We start from the raw sequence: 20983 nt of genomic DNA on the forward strand, positions 1-20983 counted from the left end.
AATTGAATGTTGTTCGCCAAATATAAGGCCGTTTTCCTCGATTACAAGGTGGCGTTTATGCTTGGTTTTGATGTTTGAATTTAAGTAAATCGCGACGTTCTTTTTTGTCCGGGCGGCGATCAGGGTGCGGCATGGACAGCGCATTCATTTTGCGCGCCATGGCAAGTTTTTCTCGATTGGCAAGGCTTTGTTCCGTTTCTCGGTAAAGCAGTTGCGCTTCTGGTGCGCCTCGTCGTTGAGTGGAAAGCGCCAACACAACGATTTCCTTTTCGTCACTGCCTTGGCGTATTTTTAGGGTGGCACCCACTTCTACGATTTTATTTGGTTTGCTACGTTGCCCGTTGTAATGGACTTTGCCTCCGTCAATCATTTCTTTGGCGAGTGTGCGGGTTTTGTAAAAACGCGCTGCCCACAGCCATTTGTCCAAACGCACTGCTTCTTTTTCTTCTTCCATTTGAGAATGTTTTGCCATGTTGCCGCGTCCTTACAGTAAAGTGCGGTAGTTTTTGACGGAGAAATGACGCTCAAAGGATTTGTCCGCCAATGTACTGTCCGGATTTTCCACGCCGATGGTGTAGGCGATGCCAAATTTTTTAGCGCTATCTAACACCGGTTCTGTGTCGTCGATAAAAAGGGTTCGGCTCGGATCGAATGGCGTGAATTGTTGCAAACGTTGCCACAAAGACTGTTCCACTTTTGGCGCATTAAACTGATGGCTGGAAAGCAACAAATCAAAGTGCGGTGCTAAATCGCAGTGTTTTAATTTTTCTGCCAAACTGAACGGATGGCTGTCGGTGAGCAAAATCAATTTCTTGCGGCGCTCGCGGGCAGCCTGTAAAAACGGATATACATCCGACCGCACTTTGATGTAATCGCGCTGTTGTTGTAACAATTCGCGCAACGGTAAATCTAAATTCTTCGCCCAAAAATCAATGCAATACCATTGCATACTGAATTCCACCTGCTGATAACGGCGATGGATCAGTTCGCGACTTTGTTCCACAGAAAGCTTGAATTTGTCGGCATATGCCTGCGGCACCACCTTTTTCCAGAAACGATGATCGAAATACAGATCGATTAGCGTGCCGTCTAAATCCAGAATCACGGTGTCGATTGCTTGCCAGTCAAATTTTTGTTGCGCCATCCCTGTTGTGGTCCCTTTTCTTTGTAAAAATAGTGGGGTATGGTATCGCTATTTCGGTAGTTTGTAAAACAAGGGAAGAAGAGAACAATGTTACAAAAACCAACTATTCTCAATATAAAAACTGTAGCAAAATCAACGATATTTGAAATTCAATCGGTGGATTTGAAATTCGCCAATGGAACGCACCGCACTTATGAACGTTTTCGCCCCGGCAAGTACGCTTCGGTGATGGTGGTGGCGATTGATGGCGACGATATGTTGTTAGTGCGTGAATATGCCATGGGAACAGAGCGCTATGAGTTAGGATTTGTGAAGGGCAGAATGGATGCCGGTGAAACGCCGGAACAAAGTGCCAATCGCGAGTTGCAAGAAGAAATTGGTTTAGGCGCAACATCTTGGGTGCATTTACGTACGATTAATTCATCCGTTGGCTTCATGAATAATCCAATGCACATTTTATTGGCGCAGAATTTTTATCCGAGCAAACTGGAAGGTGACGAGCCGGAACCGTTGCAAGTGGTACGCGTGCCGTTGGCAAACATTAACGAATTATTGTATGACCCTGAGTTCAATGAAGCGAAAAATCTGACCGCACTTTATTTACTTCGGGATTATTTACAACGGAAAGCCTGTGTTAACCCATGAATTGGTAGTTGTATTTATCGGTATTTCCCCGGAGAAATGCCGTAATAGGATTTGAAGACTTTGGTAAAGTGGGTGTCTGATTGGTAGCCCACTTCCGAGGCAATCACGCTAATCGGTTTTTGTGTGTTTTTTAGTAACATTCCTGCCATATTCATTCGCATTATAGTGAGAAATTTACCGGGTAAAATGCCCGTTTTTTGTTTAAATGCACGAATAAAATTGGCGCGCGACATGGCGCAACTTTCTGCTAAGCTCTCCATGCTCCAGCTTTCCTTGGGATTGGCTATGATGGCATTCACGGCATTTCTTAAACGCTTGTCCTGTAATGCGCCGAAGATGCCTTGATTGACCTGATGGTGTTGAAGGTAATCTCTGATTAAATAAGTGAAAAGAATGTTGCATAACGCATTGACGACAACTTCATTGCCGAGGTTATCCTCTGTTTCTTTGCGCAGCAATTTCAGTAAGGCCATGATGGAATCGTTATTTCCGGCAAGGTGCCACTGCGGTAGATTAAACAGTAAACTTTGCGCAACGTTTAAATAACGGAAATAACCGCAAAACATTTCAAAATCAGCAGATTCGTTGCTTGGGCTGTTGCGATGTAATGTAAAAACACCTTGAGTGGTTTTGGTAATTTGTGTTTCTGTGTCGGTGCCGTGATAAATAACGTGCTCTTCTCCGTAGGGCAGAAAAATGACATCGCCCGGTTTGAGCTGGCAGGTTTGGTCTTTCAGCTGAATTTGGCATTCCCCTCGTGACACAATATGAAATCTGCCAATTAAATTCGGTTCCTGTTTATGATGGATTAGCCAGTCACCTTGAAAACGACAGAGGATATTGATTTCTCCCTCAATGCCTGACTGTCGGACAAGCTGATCTAAATAGTCCATGTTCTACTTTTCTCCTGATTAACAAATGAAGAAGCCTATCACAGAGTGATAAGCTTCATACCGGTGTTTCAATTAGACGGATGCTTTATATTTTAAGTAGCGATTCGCACATTCGGCAGCGGCAACTAATCCCCCAGCCATCATAATAATATCTTTAATAACCAAACGTCCCGCGGCGGATAAATATGGAAAGCCGTAATTTGGTGTAGGCAAATCACCCCCTAAATTAGGCACCCACGTTTCCGGCGTGAAGATCAGGAACGACAGGGTGACAATGGACATACCGAACGTCAGCAAACCGCCGAGTAGCCCAAAAGTCGGAGACCAGATTCCGGCTAACGTTAATAAGCCGATGGCCACAATGATTGCACCGATAATATAAGACGCTGTGTAAGTCCCGTTAGCTTTGTGCCATTCAATATTTTTCGCCACCATTTTACCTTCGGGATTTTTATAAAGGGTATATTCTTTTACTAATTCGCCTTTATCGTTTTGCACTAAATTCGGTCCGTTTTTATAGAGGAAACTTAAAAATGGACTGTTCGAGACAAAATGGGCAATACCATCTGCTTCATATTGACATACTTTTAACCCGCCAATCCATACCATAACGATACAAATGGCGATCCGTATAAAGTTAATAAATTGGCGTTGCATCGGGGCAACAATTTTTGCGAGTAATTCAATTAATGCATTCATTTTTTAGCCTCATAGAACTTCATCATTCAGTGGATGATACAAAATTTAGTGGTTATTTACCTAAATGGAATAGGTTCGGCGAACTATATAGGATATAAAGAATAAATAACTTGATGAGACTCGCTATTTTTTATAATTGAGACTAAATCAGATGGATTTAAGATTATAGCGATGTTGGGTAGAGGACAGTTTTACTATTGAATAGGTTATGGGATTATAAATAGTTTAAAAATATGGCTGATATTTAAATAAAATTCAATTTAAGCAAAATAAATTGAATGAAACTTGATTATTCGCCGCTTTTTTGTCAAGGTGTCAATGTTTTTATTAAAAAAAATAGGTAATGATATGCAATCTACAAACTTAAAAGAATTGACCTTCCGAGGCATGTTACTCGGCGCGTTGATTACGGTGTTATTCACCGCTTCCAACGTGTATTTAGGTCTGAAAGTGGGGATGACATTTGCGTCGTCGATTCCGGCGGCAGTTATTTCCATGGCGGTACTGAAATTCTTTAAAGATTCCAGTATTTTGGAAAACAACATGGTGCAAACCCAAGCGTCTTCTGCGGGTACGCTTTCCTCTGTGATTTTCGTGTTGCCGGGCTTATTGATGATGGGCTACTGGCAAGACTTTCCGTTCTGGCAAACCATGTTGATTTGTGCGGCGGGTGGTACGTTGGGCGTGTTGTTCACGATTCCATTACGTCGCGCGATGGTGGTAAATAGCGATTTACCTTATCCGGAAGGCGTTGCGGCGGCAGAAATTTTAAAAGCCGGTAACAATTCTGATGCAGACAGCGGTGTGAAAGATATTGCTTATGGCGGTATTTTTGCCAGCGTTGTGGCGTTTTTAACCAACGGTTTGCGTTTGATGGCAGATGGCGCCAGTGCGTGGTTTACCGGCCCGGGTGGCAAAGCCATCTTCCAACTGCCGATGGGCTTTTCTTTAGCCTTATTAGGGGCGGGTTATTTGATCGGTATTGTTGGCGGGATTGCCATTTTATTAGGCACTTTCTTTGCTTGGGGCTTAGCGGTGCCATTCTTTACTATGTCCGGTGATTTGCCGACAGATACAACCCTTGCCGGCTATGCCATGAGTATGTGGAAAACCAAAGTGCGTTTTATTGGGGTGGGAACCATCGGGATTGCGGCGATTTGGACGTTATTGATGCTGATGAAACCGATGGTGCAAGGCATGGTGCATTCCTTCCGTATGTTGAAGGGCGCGCAAGAAGCGTCGGATCATCGTATTGATATCGACCTTTCACCAAAAACCATGATTTATATTCTTATTGCGACCGTGGCATTAATTGTGATCTCATTACATCACTTTATCGCGACCGCGCCGATTTCCCCGGAATTAGCCTTATTATTGGTGGTGGTTTGTACCTTCTTAGCGGTGTTTATCGGTTTCTTCGTGGCGGCAGCCTCCGGTTACATGGCAGGGCTTGTGGGTTCATCTTCCAGTCCAATTTCCGGTATCGGGATTATTTCCGTGATCGTGATTTCTTTGGTGTTGGTTTCTATCGGCAATGCGTCCGGTTTATTTGATACCGCTGACGGACAGAAATTCTTGACTGCACTGACCTTGTTTACCGCGTCTATCGTGTTAACCACAGCGACCATTTCTAACGATAACCTGCAAGATTTAAAAACCGGTTTATTGGTCGAAGCAACACCTTGGCGTCAACAGGTGGCGTTAATTATCGGTTGTTTCGTGGGCGCATTAGTGATTGCACCGGTATTGGAAATTCTTTACCACGCCTACGGTTTCACCGGCGCATTACCACGTCCAGACATGGATCCATCACAAGCCTTGTCTGCACCGCAAGCGACGTTGATGACCACCATTTCACAAGGGATTTTTTCCAATAAATTAGAATGGACTTATATTCTTACCGGTGTGGGTTTAGGGGCTGTGTTAATCATTATTGATAGCTTCTTGAAAAAAGTGAGTAACAAAGCCTTTGCTTTACCGGTATTGGCAGTGGGGATTGGTATCTACTTACCACCTTCTATTAATATGCCGGTTGTTATCGGGGCAGTTTTGGCGTGGTTACTGAACCGCCATATCGCAAAATATGCGGCACGAAGCGGGGATAAAGAGGTCAGCAAACGAGCTGAGCGTTTCGCAACGTTATTTTCTGCCGGTTTAATCGTGGGCGAAAGCCTAATGGGCGTTGTGCTAGCGTTTATCATTGCCGCCTCCGTTACCTCAGGTGGATCTGAAGCGCCATTGGCCTTGAAGTTGGAAAACTGGGGTACGATTGGTGAAGTGCTTGGCTTACTTGTATTTATCGCCGGAATTGCCTTTTTCACCTTGCGTGTATTACGTGCAAAAAAATCTGCGTAATCGCTAAAATTCCTCTACAATAGGCTATCTTCTGATAGCCTATTTTTTACTCAGGAATTCTTATGTCGTCTAAATTTCCTTACTTAAAAGCATTCATTGTATTTCCGTTTATTCTGCAAATTTTGGGCATGATCATCGGGTTTTGTCTTAACGATAATATCGATGAAACGTTTACCGTGACCGATTTAATCGTATTTTATTTTTCTAGCACGTTTTTTATAGCTACCATTCCGGCATTTCTAATTGCCTTATGGGCGAAGGCCTACCGTTATACCCGTTATAATGTGTTTGCGATTGTGCTGATTTCAGCGATTATTGCATTTTGTTATAGCAATGTTGCCGGATATATTTACATGACCTTATTCGAAACATCGATGACCTTTGGGACTTGGTTATATAGTGGCGCATTAGATGTCGCCTTATTATTTAGTTGCGGTATGGCACTTTATTCCGTGTTGACACTCCCGTTGCTGTTGCCAAAAGAGAGATAAATCGACAAAAAATAAGAGGGAATGCAATGCCTATTCTCACCACACAGTTATTACAGGATGTGATTCATATCGCTCAGCAGGCAGGTGAGCATTTACAGCGTTTTTATCAACATTCGGTGTCGGTACAGATCAAAGCGGATAACACTCCGGTGACGGAAGCGGATTTGTTTGCCAGTCAATTTTTAATGGAAAAACTGACCGCACTTACACCACACATTCCCATTTTGTCAGAAGAAAATTGCAATATTCCCCTTGCGGAGCGGCAGGCGTGGGCGTCCTATTGGTTAATTGACCCTCTTGATGGCACGCAACAATTTATTAATCGCACCGATCAATTTTCCGTGCTCATTAGCCTAGTGAAAAATCATCAACCGGTGTTGGGCGTGATTCATGCACCGATATTGGGCTACACCTATTACGCCATGAAAGGATTTGGCGCCTATAAGCTGCAAGAGGGAAAACTCTGCAAATTGGCGTTCCGCGACATTGCGTTGGACCGACCTTTGCGCATTGCCGTTGGTTCTGCGGCTGCAGCGGAAAAAGTGCGGTCGATTTTAAGTGCGAATTTTGACTATGCATTCCATATTTACGGTTCCAGCGGCTTAAAAAGCACCTTGGTCGCCGAGGGAATCTGTGATTGCTATATTCGCTTGGGGCGCACCGGTGAATGGGATACCGCTGCTGCAGAAATTTTGCTGGCGGAAATGGGCGGAGTGGTTTTTGACTTAAATTATCAACCGCTGACTTACAATCAACGAGAATCTTTCGTCAATCCGGACTTTTTCATGGGCGTAACGCGAGATTTTTTATGGGGTAATATCTTTCACTCCGATTTATCAGAGTGATTAGAAATGTCCGATGATTTTCCTTATCATACGGGCATTTATTAAATCGTAACATTAATGTGGTAACTAAATGAAAGCAGAAAATTGTTGTATCGTTATCTTCGGTGCATCCGGAGATTTAACTTATCGTAAACTGATTCCGGCGTTGTATGACCTTTATAAAATTGATCGGCTGGGCGATAATTTCTCCGTGTTGGGTGTGGCGCGTACCGAATTAAACGATGAATCTTTCCGTCAAAAAATGTATCAAACGCTGATCGAACACGAAGGCGGGGAAAGTGAGTGTTTAGCCAAATTTTGTGGTCATTTGTATTACCAAGCCGTCAACACAGCAGATAAAGCGGATTATGCCAAACTGATTCCACGCCTTGATGCCTTGCATGAAAACTATAAAACCAACGGCAACACCTTATATTATTTATCCACACCGCCAAGTTTATACGGCGTGATTCCCGAATGTTTAGCCGAACATGGATTAAACAAAGAAACACAAGGTTGGAAGCGTCTGATTGTGGAAAAACCGTTTGGCTATGATCGCAAAACGGCAGAAGCGTTGGACGTTCAAATTCATCGCTTCTTTGAAGAACACCAAATCTATCGTATCGACCATTATCTGGGTAAAGAAACCGTACAAAACCTACTTGTGCTACGTTTTTCTAATGGTTGGTTTGAGCCGCTTTGGAACCGCAATTTTATTGAGTATGTGGAAATCACCGGTGCCGAATCCATTGGTGTAGAGGATCGCGGTGGCTATTACGACGGTTCCGGCGCAATGCGCGATATGTTCCAAAACCATTTACTGCAAGTGTTGGCGATGGTGGCAATGGAGCCACCGGCGATTATCAATGCGGATTCCATGCGTGATGAAGTGGCGAAAGTACTGCACTGCTTACGTCCTTTAACCCATGAAGACATGGAACATCATTTGGTGCTTGGACAATACACTGCCGCAGAAATTAACGGCAAAATGGTGAAAGGCTATTTGGAAGAAAAAGGCGTGCCGGCAGATTCCCGCACGGAAACCTACATGGCATTGCGTTGTGAAATTGAAAACTGGCGTTGGGCAGGCGTGCCGTTTTATGTGCGTACCGGCAAGCGTTTACCGGCGCGCGTTACCGAAATTGTAATTCACTTCAAAACCACACCGCACCCGGTGTTCAGCCAAAATGCACCGGAAAATAAATTGATTATTCGTATTCAGCCGGATGAAGCCATTTCCATGCGTTTCGGCTTGAAAAAACCGGGCGCCGGTTTTGAGGCAAAAGAAGTTTCCATGGATTTCCGCTATGCGGATTTAGAGGGCGCGACTGTGATGACCGCATACGAGCGTTTATTGCTTGATGCCATGAAAGGCGATGCCACCTTATTTGCCCGTACCGATGCTGTACACGCTGCTTGGAAATTCGTGCAACCGATTTTGGATTACAAAGCTCAAGGTGGTCGCGTGTATGACTATGAAGCCGGCAGTTGGGGCCCGGTAGCCGCAGATAAACTGATTGCCAAAGAAGGCAAAGTATGGCGCAAACCGAGTGGTTTGATGAAGAAAAAAGTTTAATTTAGTTAATCTCATGTAGGGTGGGCTTCAGCCCACCGTTCCTAATCTCTAACATAATAAAAGGGTGGGCTAAAGCCCACCCTACGGAAAAACAATGAACTATATTACCTTTCCGACAGCGCAAAGTGCGGTGGAAAAAATTGCCCAAGAATTTGTGATTTATAGCCAAGTAAATCACCCCGTACACATTTCCTTGTCCGGCGGTTCCACACCGAAATTATTGTTTAAAACCTTGGCACAAGCCCCTTACGCGGATGACATTAACTGGAAAAACCTCCATTTCTGGTGGGGCGATGATCGCATGGTGCCGCCATCTGATCCTGAAAGTAATTACGGCGAAGTGCAAAAACTCTTGTTTGATCACATCAACATTCCTGCTGAAAACATTCACCGAATTCGTGGCGAAAATGAACCGCACTTAGAGCTTAAACGCTTTGAAAAAGAATTAAGTGCGGTCATTCCTGACGGTGTTTTTGATTGGATTATCCTCGGCATGGGCGCAGACGGGCACACAGCTTCCTTGTTCCCGAATCAAACCAATTTCGCGGATGAAAATCTTGCCGTTATCGCCAAACATCCTGAAAGCGGACAGCTCCGCATTTCCAAAACCGCCAAATTAATTGAACAAGCGAAACGCATTACCTATTTGGTGACAGGCGAAGGCAAAGCGGAAATTCTCAAAGAAATTCAAACCACACCGGCGGAAAACTTGCCTTATCCCGCTGCAAAAATCAAAGCAAAAAATGGCGTGACGGAGTGGTATTTGGATAAAGCGGCGGCAAAATTGCTATAACAGATTGCATATCAGACATCACGGGGTTCACAATATGATCGAATACAAAACCAACTATCCCATTTCAGTAGAACAATTTATTGAATTGCTCAATAAAACTACCTTAGGCGCACGCCGTCCGTTAGAAGATAAAAAACGTGTAGCAGCGATGTTACATCATGCCGATTTGTTAGTGACAGCTTGGGATGGTGAGTTATTGGTGGGTGTCGCTCGTTCGGTGACGGATTTTTCCTACTGCTGTTATTTGTCTGATTTGGCGGTTGACGAACAATATCAAAAACAAGGTATCGGCGTGCAGTTAATCGAACACACCAAACAGGCGTTACATCCACAAGCCAAAATTGTACTTTTATCTGCTCCGCAAGCGGTAGATTATTATCCGCATATTGGGTTTACGCAGCACATGAGTGCATGGACGAAGAGTTAATTTATTAGAATGGTATGGAGACAAAAATGAAAAAATTGTTTGTGCTACTTACTTCAACTTTGTTATTTGCTTGTTCATCTGGTCCATCTTTAGATCAGTTAGCGGCACAAATGCCAAAAGATAATCGCTCAGTAATGCTTCAAGTTCCAGAAGCAGGAAACCCAGTTTCAAATGGAATGCTTGTAGCAACGATTAGAACCGCAGGTGGTACTTCAGGAAAACGACTCGTATCTCTTTTAGCTACAGATAATTTACACATCGGAATTGCAGGGAACAGTCAATCTGTGAATAAAGCAGTTGCTATGTATGGACTAAATAATGCAGAAAAGGTCGGCAAAGATGTATCTTTATACCTTGTTGGAGATAGTCAAAGTGATAAAGCAGATCTAGAAAAAGCCGCAAAAGCGAAAAATGTAGAAATGCATTACATTATGCAAAAATAAGATACAGATGAATTAGATGCAGAGTGACTTTAATGTTGAATTTAGATAATAAAAAATTTGTTGCTGTTGAAAACACCGTAAATGGTGAGGTGAGTAGCCAAACAGAATTTCATTACCATCAACAAGGTAAAATGATTTGGGCCGAATATGGTGGCGGTGAAATTTTAAAAGGCTTTTTAATTGGGAAATGGGTTGACGATACTCAAATTGAATTTACGTATCAACATTTAAATCAATCTCTAGAAAATCGTTTGGGGCGTTGCTATACAACATTTTCTTTAGAAGAAAGTAAACTCATCGGTCATGAAAAATGGCAGTGGCTAGATACGTTAGAGCAAGGTAGCTCTTTAATTAGAGAAATTTAAAAGAAGTTTTGCTATAGGATATCTGAAACAAGCTTCTTATACCCTTAGATAGCGCGCGTCTCCTGACGCGTGCTGATAACTTACTAAATTTGTAAGGCACGCGTCGGGAGACGCGCGCCAGCGTAAATAAAAAATAATTGAAAAAATGACCGCACTTTTGCGTAGCAAGAAGATAGATTTCTGATAGTGTGCACTTCATAGCCTGTGCTTATAGATAAAGGCACACGTTGGGAAACGTGCGCTATCATAGGAAGGAGCGATATGAAAATATTAGGTATTATCGGTGGAATGAGCCCGGAAAGTACGGCAACTTATTACACTGAGATCAACCGTCTAGTTAATCAGAAAAAAGGTGGGAATATTTCTGCGCCTATTGTCATGGTGAGTGTGGAATTTGAAGAAATTGTGCAATGCCAGAAACAAAGTGAATGGCAACGAGCAGGAGAGATTCTCTCTGAAGCAGGAAAAAAATTAGAGATGATTGGTGCAGAAGGTATTGTGCTTGCCACCAATACTATGCATAAAGTTGCACCACAAATTGAACAAGCTATTTCAATTCCGTTTTTGCATATTTTAGATGCTACAGCAGATGCTATTAAATCGCGAGGCTTAAATAAAGTGGCTTTGCTGGGTACAAAATTTACTATGAGCGATAATTTTTATGGTGATGGTTTAATTGTCCGAGGCATTACTCCTATCGTGCCAAACGAGGACACTCAAAATGAAATTCATCGCATCATTTTTGATGAACTTTGTGTGGGTAAATTTTTACCACAATCAAAAGCATTTTATTTAAAAATCATTGATGAATTGAAAAATCAGGGGGCAGAAGGCGTAATTTTAGGTTGTACGGAAATCGGATTGTTGGTTAATCAAAGCGACTCGCCATTGCCATTTTTCGACACGGCTAAATTGCATTCTAAAATGGCTGCTGATTTTGTTTTAGGTGTAAAAAAACATTTAGAAAAATGACTACTTTGATAGCGCTCGTCTCCTGACGCGTGCTGATAACTTACTAAATTTGTAAGGCACGCGTCGGGAGACGCGCGCCATCATGGGGATGGATTACTGATAGCGCATGCTTCATAGCCTGTGCTTGTAGATAAAGGCACGCGTTGGGAAAGGTGCGCCATCGAGGGAGAAAAGGCGTGACGGAATGGTATTTGGATAAAGCAGCGGCAAAAAATCTTGATGTTGAGATGCTATTGGTGAAAAGATACCAAGATATTTTTAAAGAAAATCAAGAAATAATTGATGCTTTATTAAGCAACTCTAATTTATCAAAAATTCATTTAGGATTTGTGCCTGATGACTTTAAACAGAAAAAACATCGAATTTTAATTGTAGGGAGAGAAACTAGAGGTTGGGGAGAGAAGCGAAAGGATCTAGAAAAATATGATCAGAGCTCAGTTTATCAATTAATGAGTTTGAGTAAATCTTGGGTTATTCGCAATTTAGAAAGGTCTGACTCAGTAAATAAAAAAGGAAAATGTTTCTTTAATTTCTTTAGAAAAGTATCTCAAGAAAACCCTAATGCAAGTATTTTATGGGCGAATATATTCTGTGTGTCTTATAAAAAATCGAACCCTAGTAAAATAGATAGTGAATCAGTATTTGCAAATATAAAGAAAATATCAGAATCTTTATTAAAAGCTCAAATTGAAATTTTACAACCTAATATCATCATATTTGCATCTGGACTTGATAGACAAGCAATCATTGCTAGAAGAGCTTATTTTAAAGATGATTTAAAGCCAGCAGGTAAAAGTGCGGTGTCTGGTTTAGATAAAAAATATTTAGAACAGTTTTATTTTTCAGATAATTACGATGAGGATATTTTATGTTATAGAACTGTTCATCCATCTAGTAGAAGAGAGCATTCAGTGATTGCGTTAAAAGAACTTAGAAAAATCTTAAAATCAAAGACAATGGATTAATATAAAAACAGGAGAAAACAATGTCAGTAAAAGGCGACATCGGTGTTATCGGCTTAGCCGTGATGGGGCAGAACCTCATTTTAAATATGAACGACCACGGGTTTAAAGTGGTGGCGTATAACCGTACCACATCCAAAGTGGATGAATTTTTACAAGGTGCGGCAAAAGGCACGAACATTATCGGCGCATACTCTTTAGAAGATTTAGCTTCTAAATTAGAAAAACCACGCAAAGTAATGTTAATGGTGCGCGCGGGTGATGTAGTGGATCAATTCATTGATGCATTACTCCCCCACTTAGAAGAAGGCGACATCATTATTGATGGCGGAAACTCAAACTATCCGGACACCAACCGTCGTGTGGCGGCGTTGCGTGAAAAAGGCATTCGCTTTATCGGCACCGGCGTTTCCGGTGGTGAAGAGGGCGCGCGCCACGGGCCATCTATTATGCCGGGCGGTAACGAAGAAGCATGGCGATTCGTAAAACCGGTATTACAAGCGATTTCCGCCAAAACCGACAAAGGCGAAGCGTGCTGTGATTGGGTGGGCAAAGATGGCGCAGGCCATTTCGTAAAAATGGTGCATAACGGCATTGAATACGGCGATATGCAATTAATTTGCGAAGCCTACCAATTCTTAAAAGAAGGCGTGGGCTTGTCTGACGATGAATTGGAAGCCACTTTCAAAGCATGGCGCAACACCGAATTAGACAGCTACTTAATCGACATCACCGCCGATATTCTTGGCTATAAAGATGAAGACGGTAACCGCCTTGTGGATAAAATTTTAGATACGGCAGGGCAAAAAGGTACGGGCAAATGGACGGGGATCAATGCCCTTGATTTCGGTATTCCATTGACCTTAATCACCGAATCCGTGTTCGCCCGTTGCGTATCTGCTTTTAAAGATCAACGCGTTGCCGCAAGCCAATTATTCGGCAAAACCATTGGCAAAGTGGAAGGCGATAAAAATGTATGGATTGAAGCGGTGCGCAAAGCCTTGTTGGCGTCAAAAATCATTTCTTACGCACAAGGCTTTATGTTGATTCGTGAAGCGTCTGAAAACTTCAACTGGAACATCAACTACGGCAACACCGCCTTGTTATGGCGCGAAGGCTGTATTATTCGCAGCCGTTTCTTAGGCAACATTCGCGATGCGTATGAAGCGAACCCGGATTTAATCTTCTTAGGTTCCGACAGCTACTTCAAAGGCATTTTAGAAAACGCCATGGGCGAATGGCGCAAAGTGGTGGCAAAATCCATCGAAGTCGGCATTCCAATGCCATGTATGGCGTCTGCGATTACCTTCTTAGACGGTTACACTTCCGCCCGCCTGCCGGCAAATCTGTTGCAAGCGCAACGTGACTACTTCGGCGCGCACACTTACGAACGCACCGACAAACCACGCGGCGAATTCTTCCACACCAACTGGACGGGGCGCGGCGGCAATACCGCATCCACCACGTATGATGTCTAAGTAAAAAACGTGCGATAAACCGACCGCACTTTGATCTGCACCTTACATATTGGCACTGAAACAAGCTGTGTAAGGTGCAGATTTTTTTATGCGTATTTTGTCTGCCGTAGGGGGCGGAATCTATAATGAACTTCAGAATGCTTCTTTTCGGCATCCCAAAAATCGCCATATTCCAACGGCAATGAAGGTGGCGGAGAGGTAAACTGTGAGATAGTCAAAGGCATGCGCGAGACGGAGGGAGACAAAGCCTGCTAGGTAGGCGCCGAAGAGGGCGACAGAGAATTGCAATGCGCTGTCGAGCGTGGCGTAAGTTTGATTGGATTTATCCATAATCATGGCGAGCAAGCACGGCACCAGCAACGCGTATGTGATGCTTAACAATAAAATCGGCGCAGCGATAAGATAAGGAAAATCCGTGCCGACATATTCAAATAAAATAAATAAGCAGAAGGCAAAGATTTGGCTAAATAATACCCATTGGGTGACAGAAACCCGAGAATATTTTTTGAGTAATAGACCACTTAGCGGCGCAAAGGCGATAGCAAAAAGGGGTTCGAATACGGAAAGTAATAGCCCAATGTGTTGGCTGCTCCAACCCAAGGCATTTAGACGCGGAATGAAACTACTGACCACCATGCCGCTGGGAATAAACACAAATAACAATAAAATCAACCAACGAAATGAAATGTGCGGTTGTTGCCAAAAGTGGAAAAAGCGTGTGAATAAAAAACGTAATGGCGGATTTTGCGGTTCAGCAGCAACTGTAGGTTCGGAATATAGGCTGATTTGTAGAATCAGCAGTAGCGCAAAAACACTGATTAAATCCACCGCACTTTGCCAGCCGTAATGATGATAAATCAATAACACTAAACCACCGCCAAGCATTTTACCTACACGTCCTGCGATCACCTGAATGACACCGCCAAAGCCACGTTGCTCAAAAGGCAGGATGGCACACGTCAGCCCCAACGCCGCACAACCAAAAAATAGACTGCTTAGGTTCAATAGCACACACGCCACCATAAGCAGCGTAAAATCCCGTTGTGGCTGGATGAAATGCAAAATAAACAGAGCAATAAAAATGATTAGCGAGGAAAAGCATAACCAGCCGCGAAATTGCCCGATACGCTTGAGACGATAGCGTTCAATTAATGGTGAAACGATGAATTTCGCCATTTCCATTCCACCAAGCAAATAGAACCAACTAAGCTGTTTAAGATCGAACCCCATCTCTTTTAACATGGTGATGAGGCCAATCATATAAAACGCCACTACGCAGAATTTAAAGCCGGCGGTCGTGGCAAGGATTGCCCAATCCTGTTTAGTGAGTGATGTTGCCTTGTTGGCATTGCCAAAACGCTGCATAACGTCCTTTTTGTTCTAAGAGTGTTTGATGCGTGCCTTGTTCGGCAATGTTGCCGTTTTCCAACACATAAATGCAATGCGCGCCCACAATGGTGGAAAGTCGGTGAGCAATAATCAACACGGTTTTGTCTTTAACCAGCTGATCCAACGCCTTTTGCACTGCCAGCTCATTACGAGTATCCAACGATGCTGTTGGTTCATCTAAAATGAGAATCGGTGCGTCTTTTAAAATCGCGCGGGCAATCGCAAGTCGTTGCTTTTCACCGCCGGAAAAATTACTCCCAATTTCATTAACTTGAGTTTGATACCCCTGTGGTAATGCCTGAATAAAATCATGGCATTGGGCGAGTTTACAGGCGTGAATCACCTCTTCATCGGTGGCATTGGGTTTTGCCATTCGGATGTTATTTAATACGCTGTCTTGGAATAAATAAACGTCTTGAAACACCACAGAAATTAATCTCATGAGCTGTTCTTGGCTAACATCCCGAATATCGATACCACCGATCGTAATTCGTCCTGATTGCGGATCAGCATAACGCAACAACAATCGGAGTAATGTTGTTTTACCACAACCGCTAGTACCCACAAAAGCATTGAGGCTGTTAGGTTTTATGTCCAGATTAATGTTGTTTAGGATGTTTTTTTCGGCATTGTAACCAAAGCGGATATGCTCATAACGAATGCGATAATCTGTGGGTAATCTGCTGCCATTATTTTCCGCCAATTCAGGTAATGCCATCAGTTTTTCAAATTTTTCACAGCTGATCACAAAAATTTCTAAGAGCGAGGACATTTGCACAAAGAAGTTCAATACATCTGAAATTCGGGCAATTAAAATCAGTACCGTGGCTAACAATACCCAATGGGAGCTACCGGAAATCACCCAAAATGTGCCAACAATTAATACCGCAATAAGACTTAATTGAATGCTTGAGGTAATAATCAAATTCGGGCGCTCGCCTTTTTTTGTGCCGATGCGTTGAATGTTTGCCACATCTTCAATCACACGGTTGAAAATATGTTGTTTGTTTTCAGTCTGCCCTGTTGATTTCAGAATTTCCAAACCTTGCACAAACTCAATGGTTTCGCCTTTAAGTCGCTGATTAGCTTCTGCCAAAGTACTAAATCCACGACGGAAAGCTTTTCTCCGCCATAAATAAAGTGGCACGATAAGCGGAAAAATAATGAAGATCAGCAGCCCAAAGCGGTAATCAAAGAAACAAAGACAAAGGGCGGCAGACACCGGTGTTACGATGCCGTAAATTAGAATACTGATTAAACTGAAAGCGTAATTCGTCGCTTCATTAATACTTTGGATGGCAACGGCACTGAGTTCGCCTGCACGAAATCCACTGAGGACGGCAAGAGATACGCGGCGAAGTTTTTCGCCCAGTTGACGTCTTAATTGATATGTCGCCAAAAATGAATCGCCTTTGGTGTCATAATATTCCGCCCAAATGCGGAAAAGGAGGCTGACGATTAAAAGCACGCCACATAAAACACTCCAAAAAATGACCGCACTTTGCCCTGCCTCGGTTTGTTCTAATGCCAAAAGCAGCGGATACAGCAAGCCGATAGCCACGCCGAATAAGGTTGCAGACAGTGCTGCAAAAGCGAGACAGCGTAAGAATGCGCTTTGTTGCTGTTGGGCGGCGGCAAATAAGGCGTGATAAGTTTGCCACAGGCTTTTTACGCGTTGAGTTTCAGGATTAAAGTAAGATTGCATAACATTCTCTAATGTATCGTCCAAGATTTTGCCTGTTGATATTCTGCCCAAAGGGTTTGATAGGCGACATTGGTTTGCAACAAGGCTTGGTGATTTCCTTGAGCAATGATTTTGCCGTTCTCTAAATAAATAATTTGATCGGCTTGGGTAATGCTAGACAGGCGATGCGCCACCATGATCACTGTTTTATTTTGCATCAGCGCATGAAATGCCTGCATTAAATCCGCCTCGTTTTTCACATCGGAAAAGGCAGTGGGTTCGTCTAACAATAAAATCGGGCGATTTTGTAAAAAGGCTCGGGCTATACTGATACGTTGTTTTTGTCCGCCTGACAATAATTGTCCGCGTTCACCCACTTTCGTTTGATATTGCTCCGGCAAGGTCATAATAAAGTCATGAATACGGGCTTGTTTGGCGGCATTGATAATGGCTTCTTCCGTCACATTTTCTATGCCGTAAGCGATGTTTTCGGCAATAGAGCAAGAAAATAAGAAATTATCCTGAAATACGACCGAACAATATTTCATGAGTTGATCCTGTTCCATATGACGAATATCCGCACCACCTAAGGTGATTTTTACGCTATCGACATCCCAAAAACGCAACAGCAAATTGAGTAAAGTGGTTTTTTCCGGAGCCTGAAGTGCCAATAATGGCAGTAAAACTATTTTGCGGTACGCTGAAGTCGATATTTTTCACTGTTGCTTTGTCGGCATCATAGCTGAAATTGACCTGTTCAAATTGAACAGCATACCCCTTCGGCGTTTGTAGCGGCAAAAGTGCGGTGGCATTTTCCAACGTTTTGATTTCGTTAATGCGTTCAATGGCGGCGCGGGAACGTTCCAACAAATGAAACAGTCCCATGTATGGATGCATGGTTTCAATTAACCAGGCGGCTAATACTAAAAAGGCAAAAAAGCCAAAGGTGGAAAGCAGCGCAAGCGAGTGTAAATACACGCCCAACACGATCAAAAACAGCATAATCGGCATTGGTGTAAAAAGCGAACGAGCAAGGCGTGTTGGTGCGCCCACTTTGGCTAAAAAAGCGAATATAACCTGATTAAAATTTTCCAATGCGGTGCTAAAACGGCTGTACGAACTTTGTCCCGCATCGAAGGTACGAATCGTGCTCATGCCTTGAATATATTCAATAATCGCGCTATTGATTCGGCTCACGGCAGCACCGTAATCACGATAATTCAACCGACTTTTTTGCATTAAACGTTGCAGAATCGTAAACAACACGACAAGGAAAATCACCACAGCCAATGCCATTTGCCAATTTAACCAAAATAATGCCGCCAACACGAAAATCGGTGTGGAATAAGCCTCTGCTTTAAGGGGCGGTGCATCGGCAACAAAGGTGTGTAATTCGTTTACGTCATCGCACAGCACTTTGGTTAAACCGCCTGAACCGATTTCATTGACTTTGCCTAACGATAATTGACTGATTTTTTTCGCAAGCTGTTGGCGTAGCATTTTTTCCAATTCAAAGGCCGCATAATGAGATTTGTCGTGTGCTTTAATTTTGCAGGTGTAATACAAAATGGACGTGGCAAGCAGCGCAAAAATCTGCCAATAAGGAAACGTAAGAGATTGGCTGACGGTGAACACAATGTGGACCATCAAAAGCCAAATCCCGATTTTTAAGCCTTGCGCGAAGGTTGCCAACCACATTGAGGCGCGTAATTGCGCGGCAACAGGTTGGCAAATTTGTTGGTGTTGCTGACTCATTGCTTAAAATCTTAACTCGGTGGATAGTCCAATTTGACGTTCCGGCTGACGAGTAATGTCGCCAGAGCGCGGTACGAGTAAGATATCTTTGCGTGAGTTAAGCACGTTGTCGGCATAAAGCGTGATTCTGGCGTGCTTAAAGTCGTACGCTAAATAAACATCAAGTTGGTCATAATGCCCTACTTTACCATTGGCTAAGTTGTCGGCAGTGGAATAATAACTACTGTTATAGCTGTAATTAGTGCCAATTTCTAGGTGGTCAAGAAGACGATAATTGGCTCCCACTTTTCCACTAAAACTTGGTGCGCGAGCAAGTTTATTCCCTTCAATGCCGCTGTTTGGATAACGTTTGATATCGGTTTTTAACATCCCAATGCCTGCGTTAAGTGCCAGTTTCTCCGTGGCCTGCCATTCGGTATTGATTTCCGCACCATAGGTAATGACTTTATCGGCATTGCGGATCACGATGGAATTTGGACCAAGGGTGAACGGTAACTGCATGTCTTTGTAGTCGTTATAGAATAGGTTGCTGTTAATGCGTAGGCGTTTATCTGCGGATGTCCAACGATGATAAAGTTCGTAGTTCCAGACATATTCCGCGTCATATTCATAGCTGGTGTACGGCACACCGAAAGTCACACCGGCACCGCCCGGGTTGTAACCTTTGCCTACTTTAAAGCCTAAGCGTTGATCGTCGTTAACTTTCCATGCAATGTCTGCTTTTGGCAGGAAGACATTGTATTTTTTATCCCGATTGATGGAAAACATCGCACTCTTGCCTTTACGTTGATGATGTTCCTGTTCATAGCGAGCAGAAAGCGTCAATTCAAACGGAATATCCGGCGTAAAGGTAATTTCACCAAAGGCCGCCTTGGTTTTCGTTTTATCATTAAAATTTGTCGTAATCGGCGTGCGAGCAATGCGCCCGTTGAGCATCGTAACACTTTCATCTTGTTTCGCATTGAAATAGAACAAACCGAATAAACCACGGTATTTTTCGCTTTCGTATTTTACAATGGGTTCAATTTGGAATTCATTACCATCAACGCGAGCCGGAACACCTCGACGATTTGGCGGCAATGCGGTGTTGAATGGCGAAGTTGTTTTTCTATCGTGAATAAAGTGGGTATAAACCAATTTATTTTCCCATTTCCAATGCTCTGAGAGTTGATAACCAATGTCCCAAATAGTGCTGGCAGAGCGCGTTTGGAATACCGGGCGTTCAGGCGTGTAACGTGGTGAATTAGGTTGTAACTCTGTTTCGCTTTGTGGCGCTCGTGCGTTTAAATGATTGAATGTTAAACGGCTATAGAGATCCGGCAGGGCAGACGGCGTCCACAGTAATTTGGCGCGGGTATTGGTGGCTTTAAACCAACGTGGGTTACCGACGGGATCATAATGCGGTAAATCCACAGCCGTTTCTCGTTGTTGATGATCTACGCTTAAACGAAACGCCAATTCGTCTTTCACCACCGGGCCTGAAATCAGGGCTGCTGTTTGCGCCAATCGATGATTCCCCATATGCAATTTCGCAGCGCCTTCCCATTCTTGCGTTGGGTCATTGCTGGTCATGACCACCGCACCGGCAATGGCGTTACGCCCTTGGGCATAGCTTTGCGCCCCACGGTAGATTTCCACCTGTTTCATATCCCAGAGGGATTTTGTACCGAATGCCAGTTCGTTATAGCTGGACGTTCTACCGTCAATTTGCATATTTAGTCTTGGGCGTGAACCGGCAAAAAATGCCACCGCACCTACCGCCGGGCCGGACCCGTCAACGCCACGCACAGTGGGTAAGTCATTGCCCAAGCCGGTGTCTAAAATATTCACATCGCGTTTTAATAATTGGGTCGCAGACAGTAAATTGGCTTCTCGTTTGAGTTGTTCGGCGGTTACCACGGAGGTGCTTGAACCAGTCGAAGATTGACTACGCTCGAATTTTTCACCGGTCACAGTGATTTCGTCTAGTACTGTGGTCTGATGACTTTCTTCGGCATGGCTATAAAAAGAATAGGCACTTATCAGGCAAAGGCTAATGAGGCTGAGTCGTGGGGATAACTTGTTCATGGGTTCTCCTAGGCTTTATTT

General features: G+C 43.4%; 21 protein-coding genes. 12 read left to right on the forward strand and 9 right to left on the reverse strand.

What is annotated here, in order from left to right; genetic code table 11:
* Positions 1-55 precede the first annotated feature (55 nt).
* Both hslR and yrfG read right to left on the reverse strand, forming a co-directional pair.
* Positions 56-472: a ribosome-associated heat shock protein Hsp15 gene (gene hslR / locus J5X96_RS03475; RefSeq protein WP_209364386.1), complete on the reverse strand. Its 417-nt coding sequence runs from the start codon at positions 470-472 to the stop codon at positions 56-58.
* Between the two features lie 12 nt (positions 473-484).
* Positions 485-1144: a GMP/IMP nucleotidase gene (yrfG, locus tag J5X96_RS03480; protein WP_109859940.1), complete on the reverse strand. Its 660-nt coding sequence runs from the start codon at positions 1142-1144 to the stop codon at positions 485-487.
* 87 nt (positions 1145-1231) lie between these two features.
* On the opposite strand from yrfG, the gene nudE reads away from it, so the two are divergent.
* Positions 1232-1789, forward strand: a complete 558-nt coding sequence (gene nudE / locus J5X96_RS03485) for an ADP compounds hydrolase NudE (protein ID WP_209364387.1) — start codon at positions 1232-1234, stop codon at positions 1787-1789.
* Between the two features lie 14 nt (positions 1790-1803).
* Here the strand turns inward: nudE and J5X96_RS03490 are convergent, their stop codons facing one another.
* Together J5X96_RS03490 and J5X96_RS03495 are read right to left on the reverse strand one after the other, a co-directional pair.
* The gene (locus J5X96_RS03490) at positions 1804-2682 is read right to left on the reverse strand and encodes an AraC family transcriptional regulator (protein WP_209364388.1); all 879 of its coding nucleotides are present in this window, start codon (positions 2680-2682) and stop codon (positions 1804-1806) included.
* A 72-nt stretch (positions 2683-2754) separates the two neighbouring features.
* Positions 2755-3381 (reverse strand): YkgB family protein, encoded by a 627-nt coding sequence (locus tag J5X96_RS03495; RefSeq protein WP_209364389.1) that lies wholly within the window; start codon positions 3379-3381, stop codon positions 2755-2757.
* A 348-nt stretch (positions 3382-3729) separates the two neighbouring features.
* Here J5X96_RS03495 and J5X96_RS03500 point away from each other — a divergent pair, with 348 nt between their 5' ends.
* The 11 genes from J5X96_RS03500 to gnd all read left to right on the forward strand — a co-directional run bounded on the left by J5X96_RS03500 (position 3730) and on the right by gnd (position 14067).
* Positions 3730-5736, forward strand: a complete 2007-nt coding sequence (locus J5X96_RS03500; RefSeq protein ID WP_209364390.1) for an OPT family oligopeptide transporter — start codon at positions 3730-3732, stop codon at positions 5734-5736.
* A gap of 62 nt (positions 5737-5798) precedes the next feature.
* On the forward strand, positions 5799-6227 hold the full coding sequence (locus J5X96_RS03505; RefSeq protein WP_209364391.1) for a hypothetical protein: 429 nt from the start codon (positions 5799-5801) through the stop codon (positions 6225-6227).
* Between the two features lie 26 nt (positions 6228-6253).
* Positions 6254-7072, forward strand: coding sequence for a 3'(2'),5'-bisphosphate nucleotidase CysQ (cysQ, locus tag J5X96_RS03510; protein WP_209364392.1), 819 nt, complete (start codon positions 6254-6256; stop codon positions 7070-7072).
* A 70-nt stretch (positions 7073-7142) separates the two neighbouring features.
* On the forward strand, positions 7143-8627 hold the full coding sequence (zwf, locus tag J5X96_RS03515) for a glucose-6-phosphate dehydrogenase (RefSeq protein ID WP_209364393.1): 1485 nt from the start codon (positions 7143-7145) through the stop codon (positions 8625-8627).
* A gap of 94 nt (positions 8628-8721) precedes the next feature.
* A complete protein-coding gene (gene pgl / locus J5X96_RS03520; RefSeq protein ID WP_209364394.1) occupies positions 8722-9420 on the forward strand; it encodes a 6-phosphogluconolactonase in 699 nt (232 codons plus the stop codon).
* 34 nt (positions 9421-9454) lie between these two features.
* Entirely contained in the window at positions 9455-9847 is a 393-nt protein-coding gene (locus J5X96_RS03525; protein ID WP_209364395.1) for a GNAT family N-acetyltransferase, read from the forward strand.
* A gap of 26 nt (positions 9848-9873) precedes the next feature.
* Positions 9874-10290 carry a hypothetical protein gene (locus J5X96_RS03530; protein WP_032822542.1) on the forward strand — a complete coding sequence of 139 codons (417 nt, stop codon included), beginning with the start codon at positions 9874-9876 and terminating at the stop codon, positions 10288-10290.
* Between the two features lie 32 nt (positions 10291-10322).
* Positions 10323-10655, forward strand: a complete 333-nt coding sequence (locus tag J5X96_RS03535; protein ID WP_005695120.1) for a hypothetical protein — start codon at positions 10323-10325, stop codon at positions 10653-10655.
* 261 nt (positions 10656-10916) lie between these two features.
* Entirely contained in the window at positions 10917-11627 is a 711-nt protein-coding gene (locus J5X96_RS03540) for an aspartate/glutamate racemase family protein (RefSeq protein WP_209364758.1), read from the forward strand.
* A 176-nt stretch (positions 11628-11803) separates the two neighbouring features.
* Positions 11804-12592: a hypothetical protein gene (locus tag J5X96_RS03545; protein WP_209364396.1), complete on the forward strand. Its 789-nt coding sequence runs from the start codon at positions 11804-11806 to the stop codon at positions 12590-12592.
* Positions 12593-12612: 20 nt separating this feature from the next.
* Positions 12613-14067 (forward strand): decarboxylating NADP(+)-dependent phosphogluconate dehydrogenase, encoded by a 1455-nt coding sequence (gnd, locus tag J5X96_RS03550; RefSeq protein WP_209364397.1) that lies wholly within the window; start codon positions 12613-12615, stop codon positions 14065-14067.
* Positions 14068-14199: 132 nt separating this feature from the next.
* Here gnd and J5X96_RS03555 read toward each other — a convergent pair whose 3' ends face one another.
* The 5 genes from J5X96_RS03555 to J5X96_RS03570 are packed head-to-tail and all read right to left on the reverse strand — an operon-like array spanning position 14200 to position 20962.
* Positions 14200-15432, reverse strand: a complete 1233-nt coding sequence (locus tag J5X96_RS03555; RefSeq protein ID WP_209364398.1) for an MFS transporter — start codon at positions 15430-15432, stop codon at positions 14200-14202.
* Positions 15389-17161, reverse strand: a complete 1773-nt coding sequence (locus J5X96_RS03560) for an ABC transporter ATP-binding protein (RefSeq protein ID WP_209364399.1) — start codon at positions 17159-17161, stop codon at positions 15389-15391. The genes J5X96_RS03555 and J5X96_RS03560 overlap by 44 nt, the downstream gene beginning before the upstream one ends.
* An 8-nt stretch (positions 17162-17169) precedes the next feature.
* Positions 17170-17811 carry an ABC transporter ATP-binding protein gene (locus tag J5X96_RS09720; RefSeq protein WP_245193476.1) on the reverse strand — a complete coding sequence of 214 codons (642 nt, stop codon included), beginning with the start codon at positions 17809-17811 and terminating at the stop codon, positions 17170-17172.
* On the reverse strand, positions 17744-18895 hold the full coding sequence (locus J5X96_RS03565) for an ABC transporter ATP-binding protein (protein WP_245193477.1): 1152 nt from the start codon (positions 18893-18895) through the stop codon (positions 17744-17746). Before J5X96_RS03565 ends, J5X96_RS09720 begins: the two co-directional genes overlap by 68 nt.
* A 3-nt stretch (positions 18896-18898) precedes the next feature.
* A complete protein-coding gene (locus J5X96_RS03570; RefSeq protein ID WP_209364400.1) occupies positions 18899-20962 on the reverse strand; it encodes a TonB-dependent receptor in 2064 nt (687 codons plus the stop codon).
* Positions 20963-20983 lie beyond the last annotated feature (21 nt).

Origin of the sequence: Aggregatibacter sp. 2125159857 (assembly GCF_017798005.1) — a bacterium.
Classification (GTDB): domain Bacteria; phylum Pseudomonadota; class Gammaproteobacteria; order Enterobacterales; family Pasteurellaceae; genus Aggregatibacter.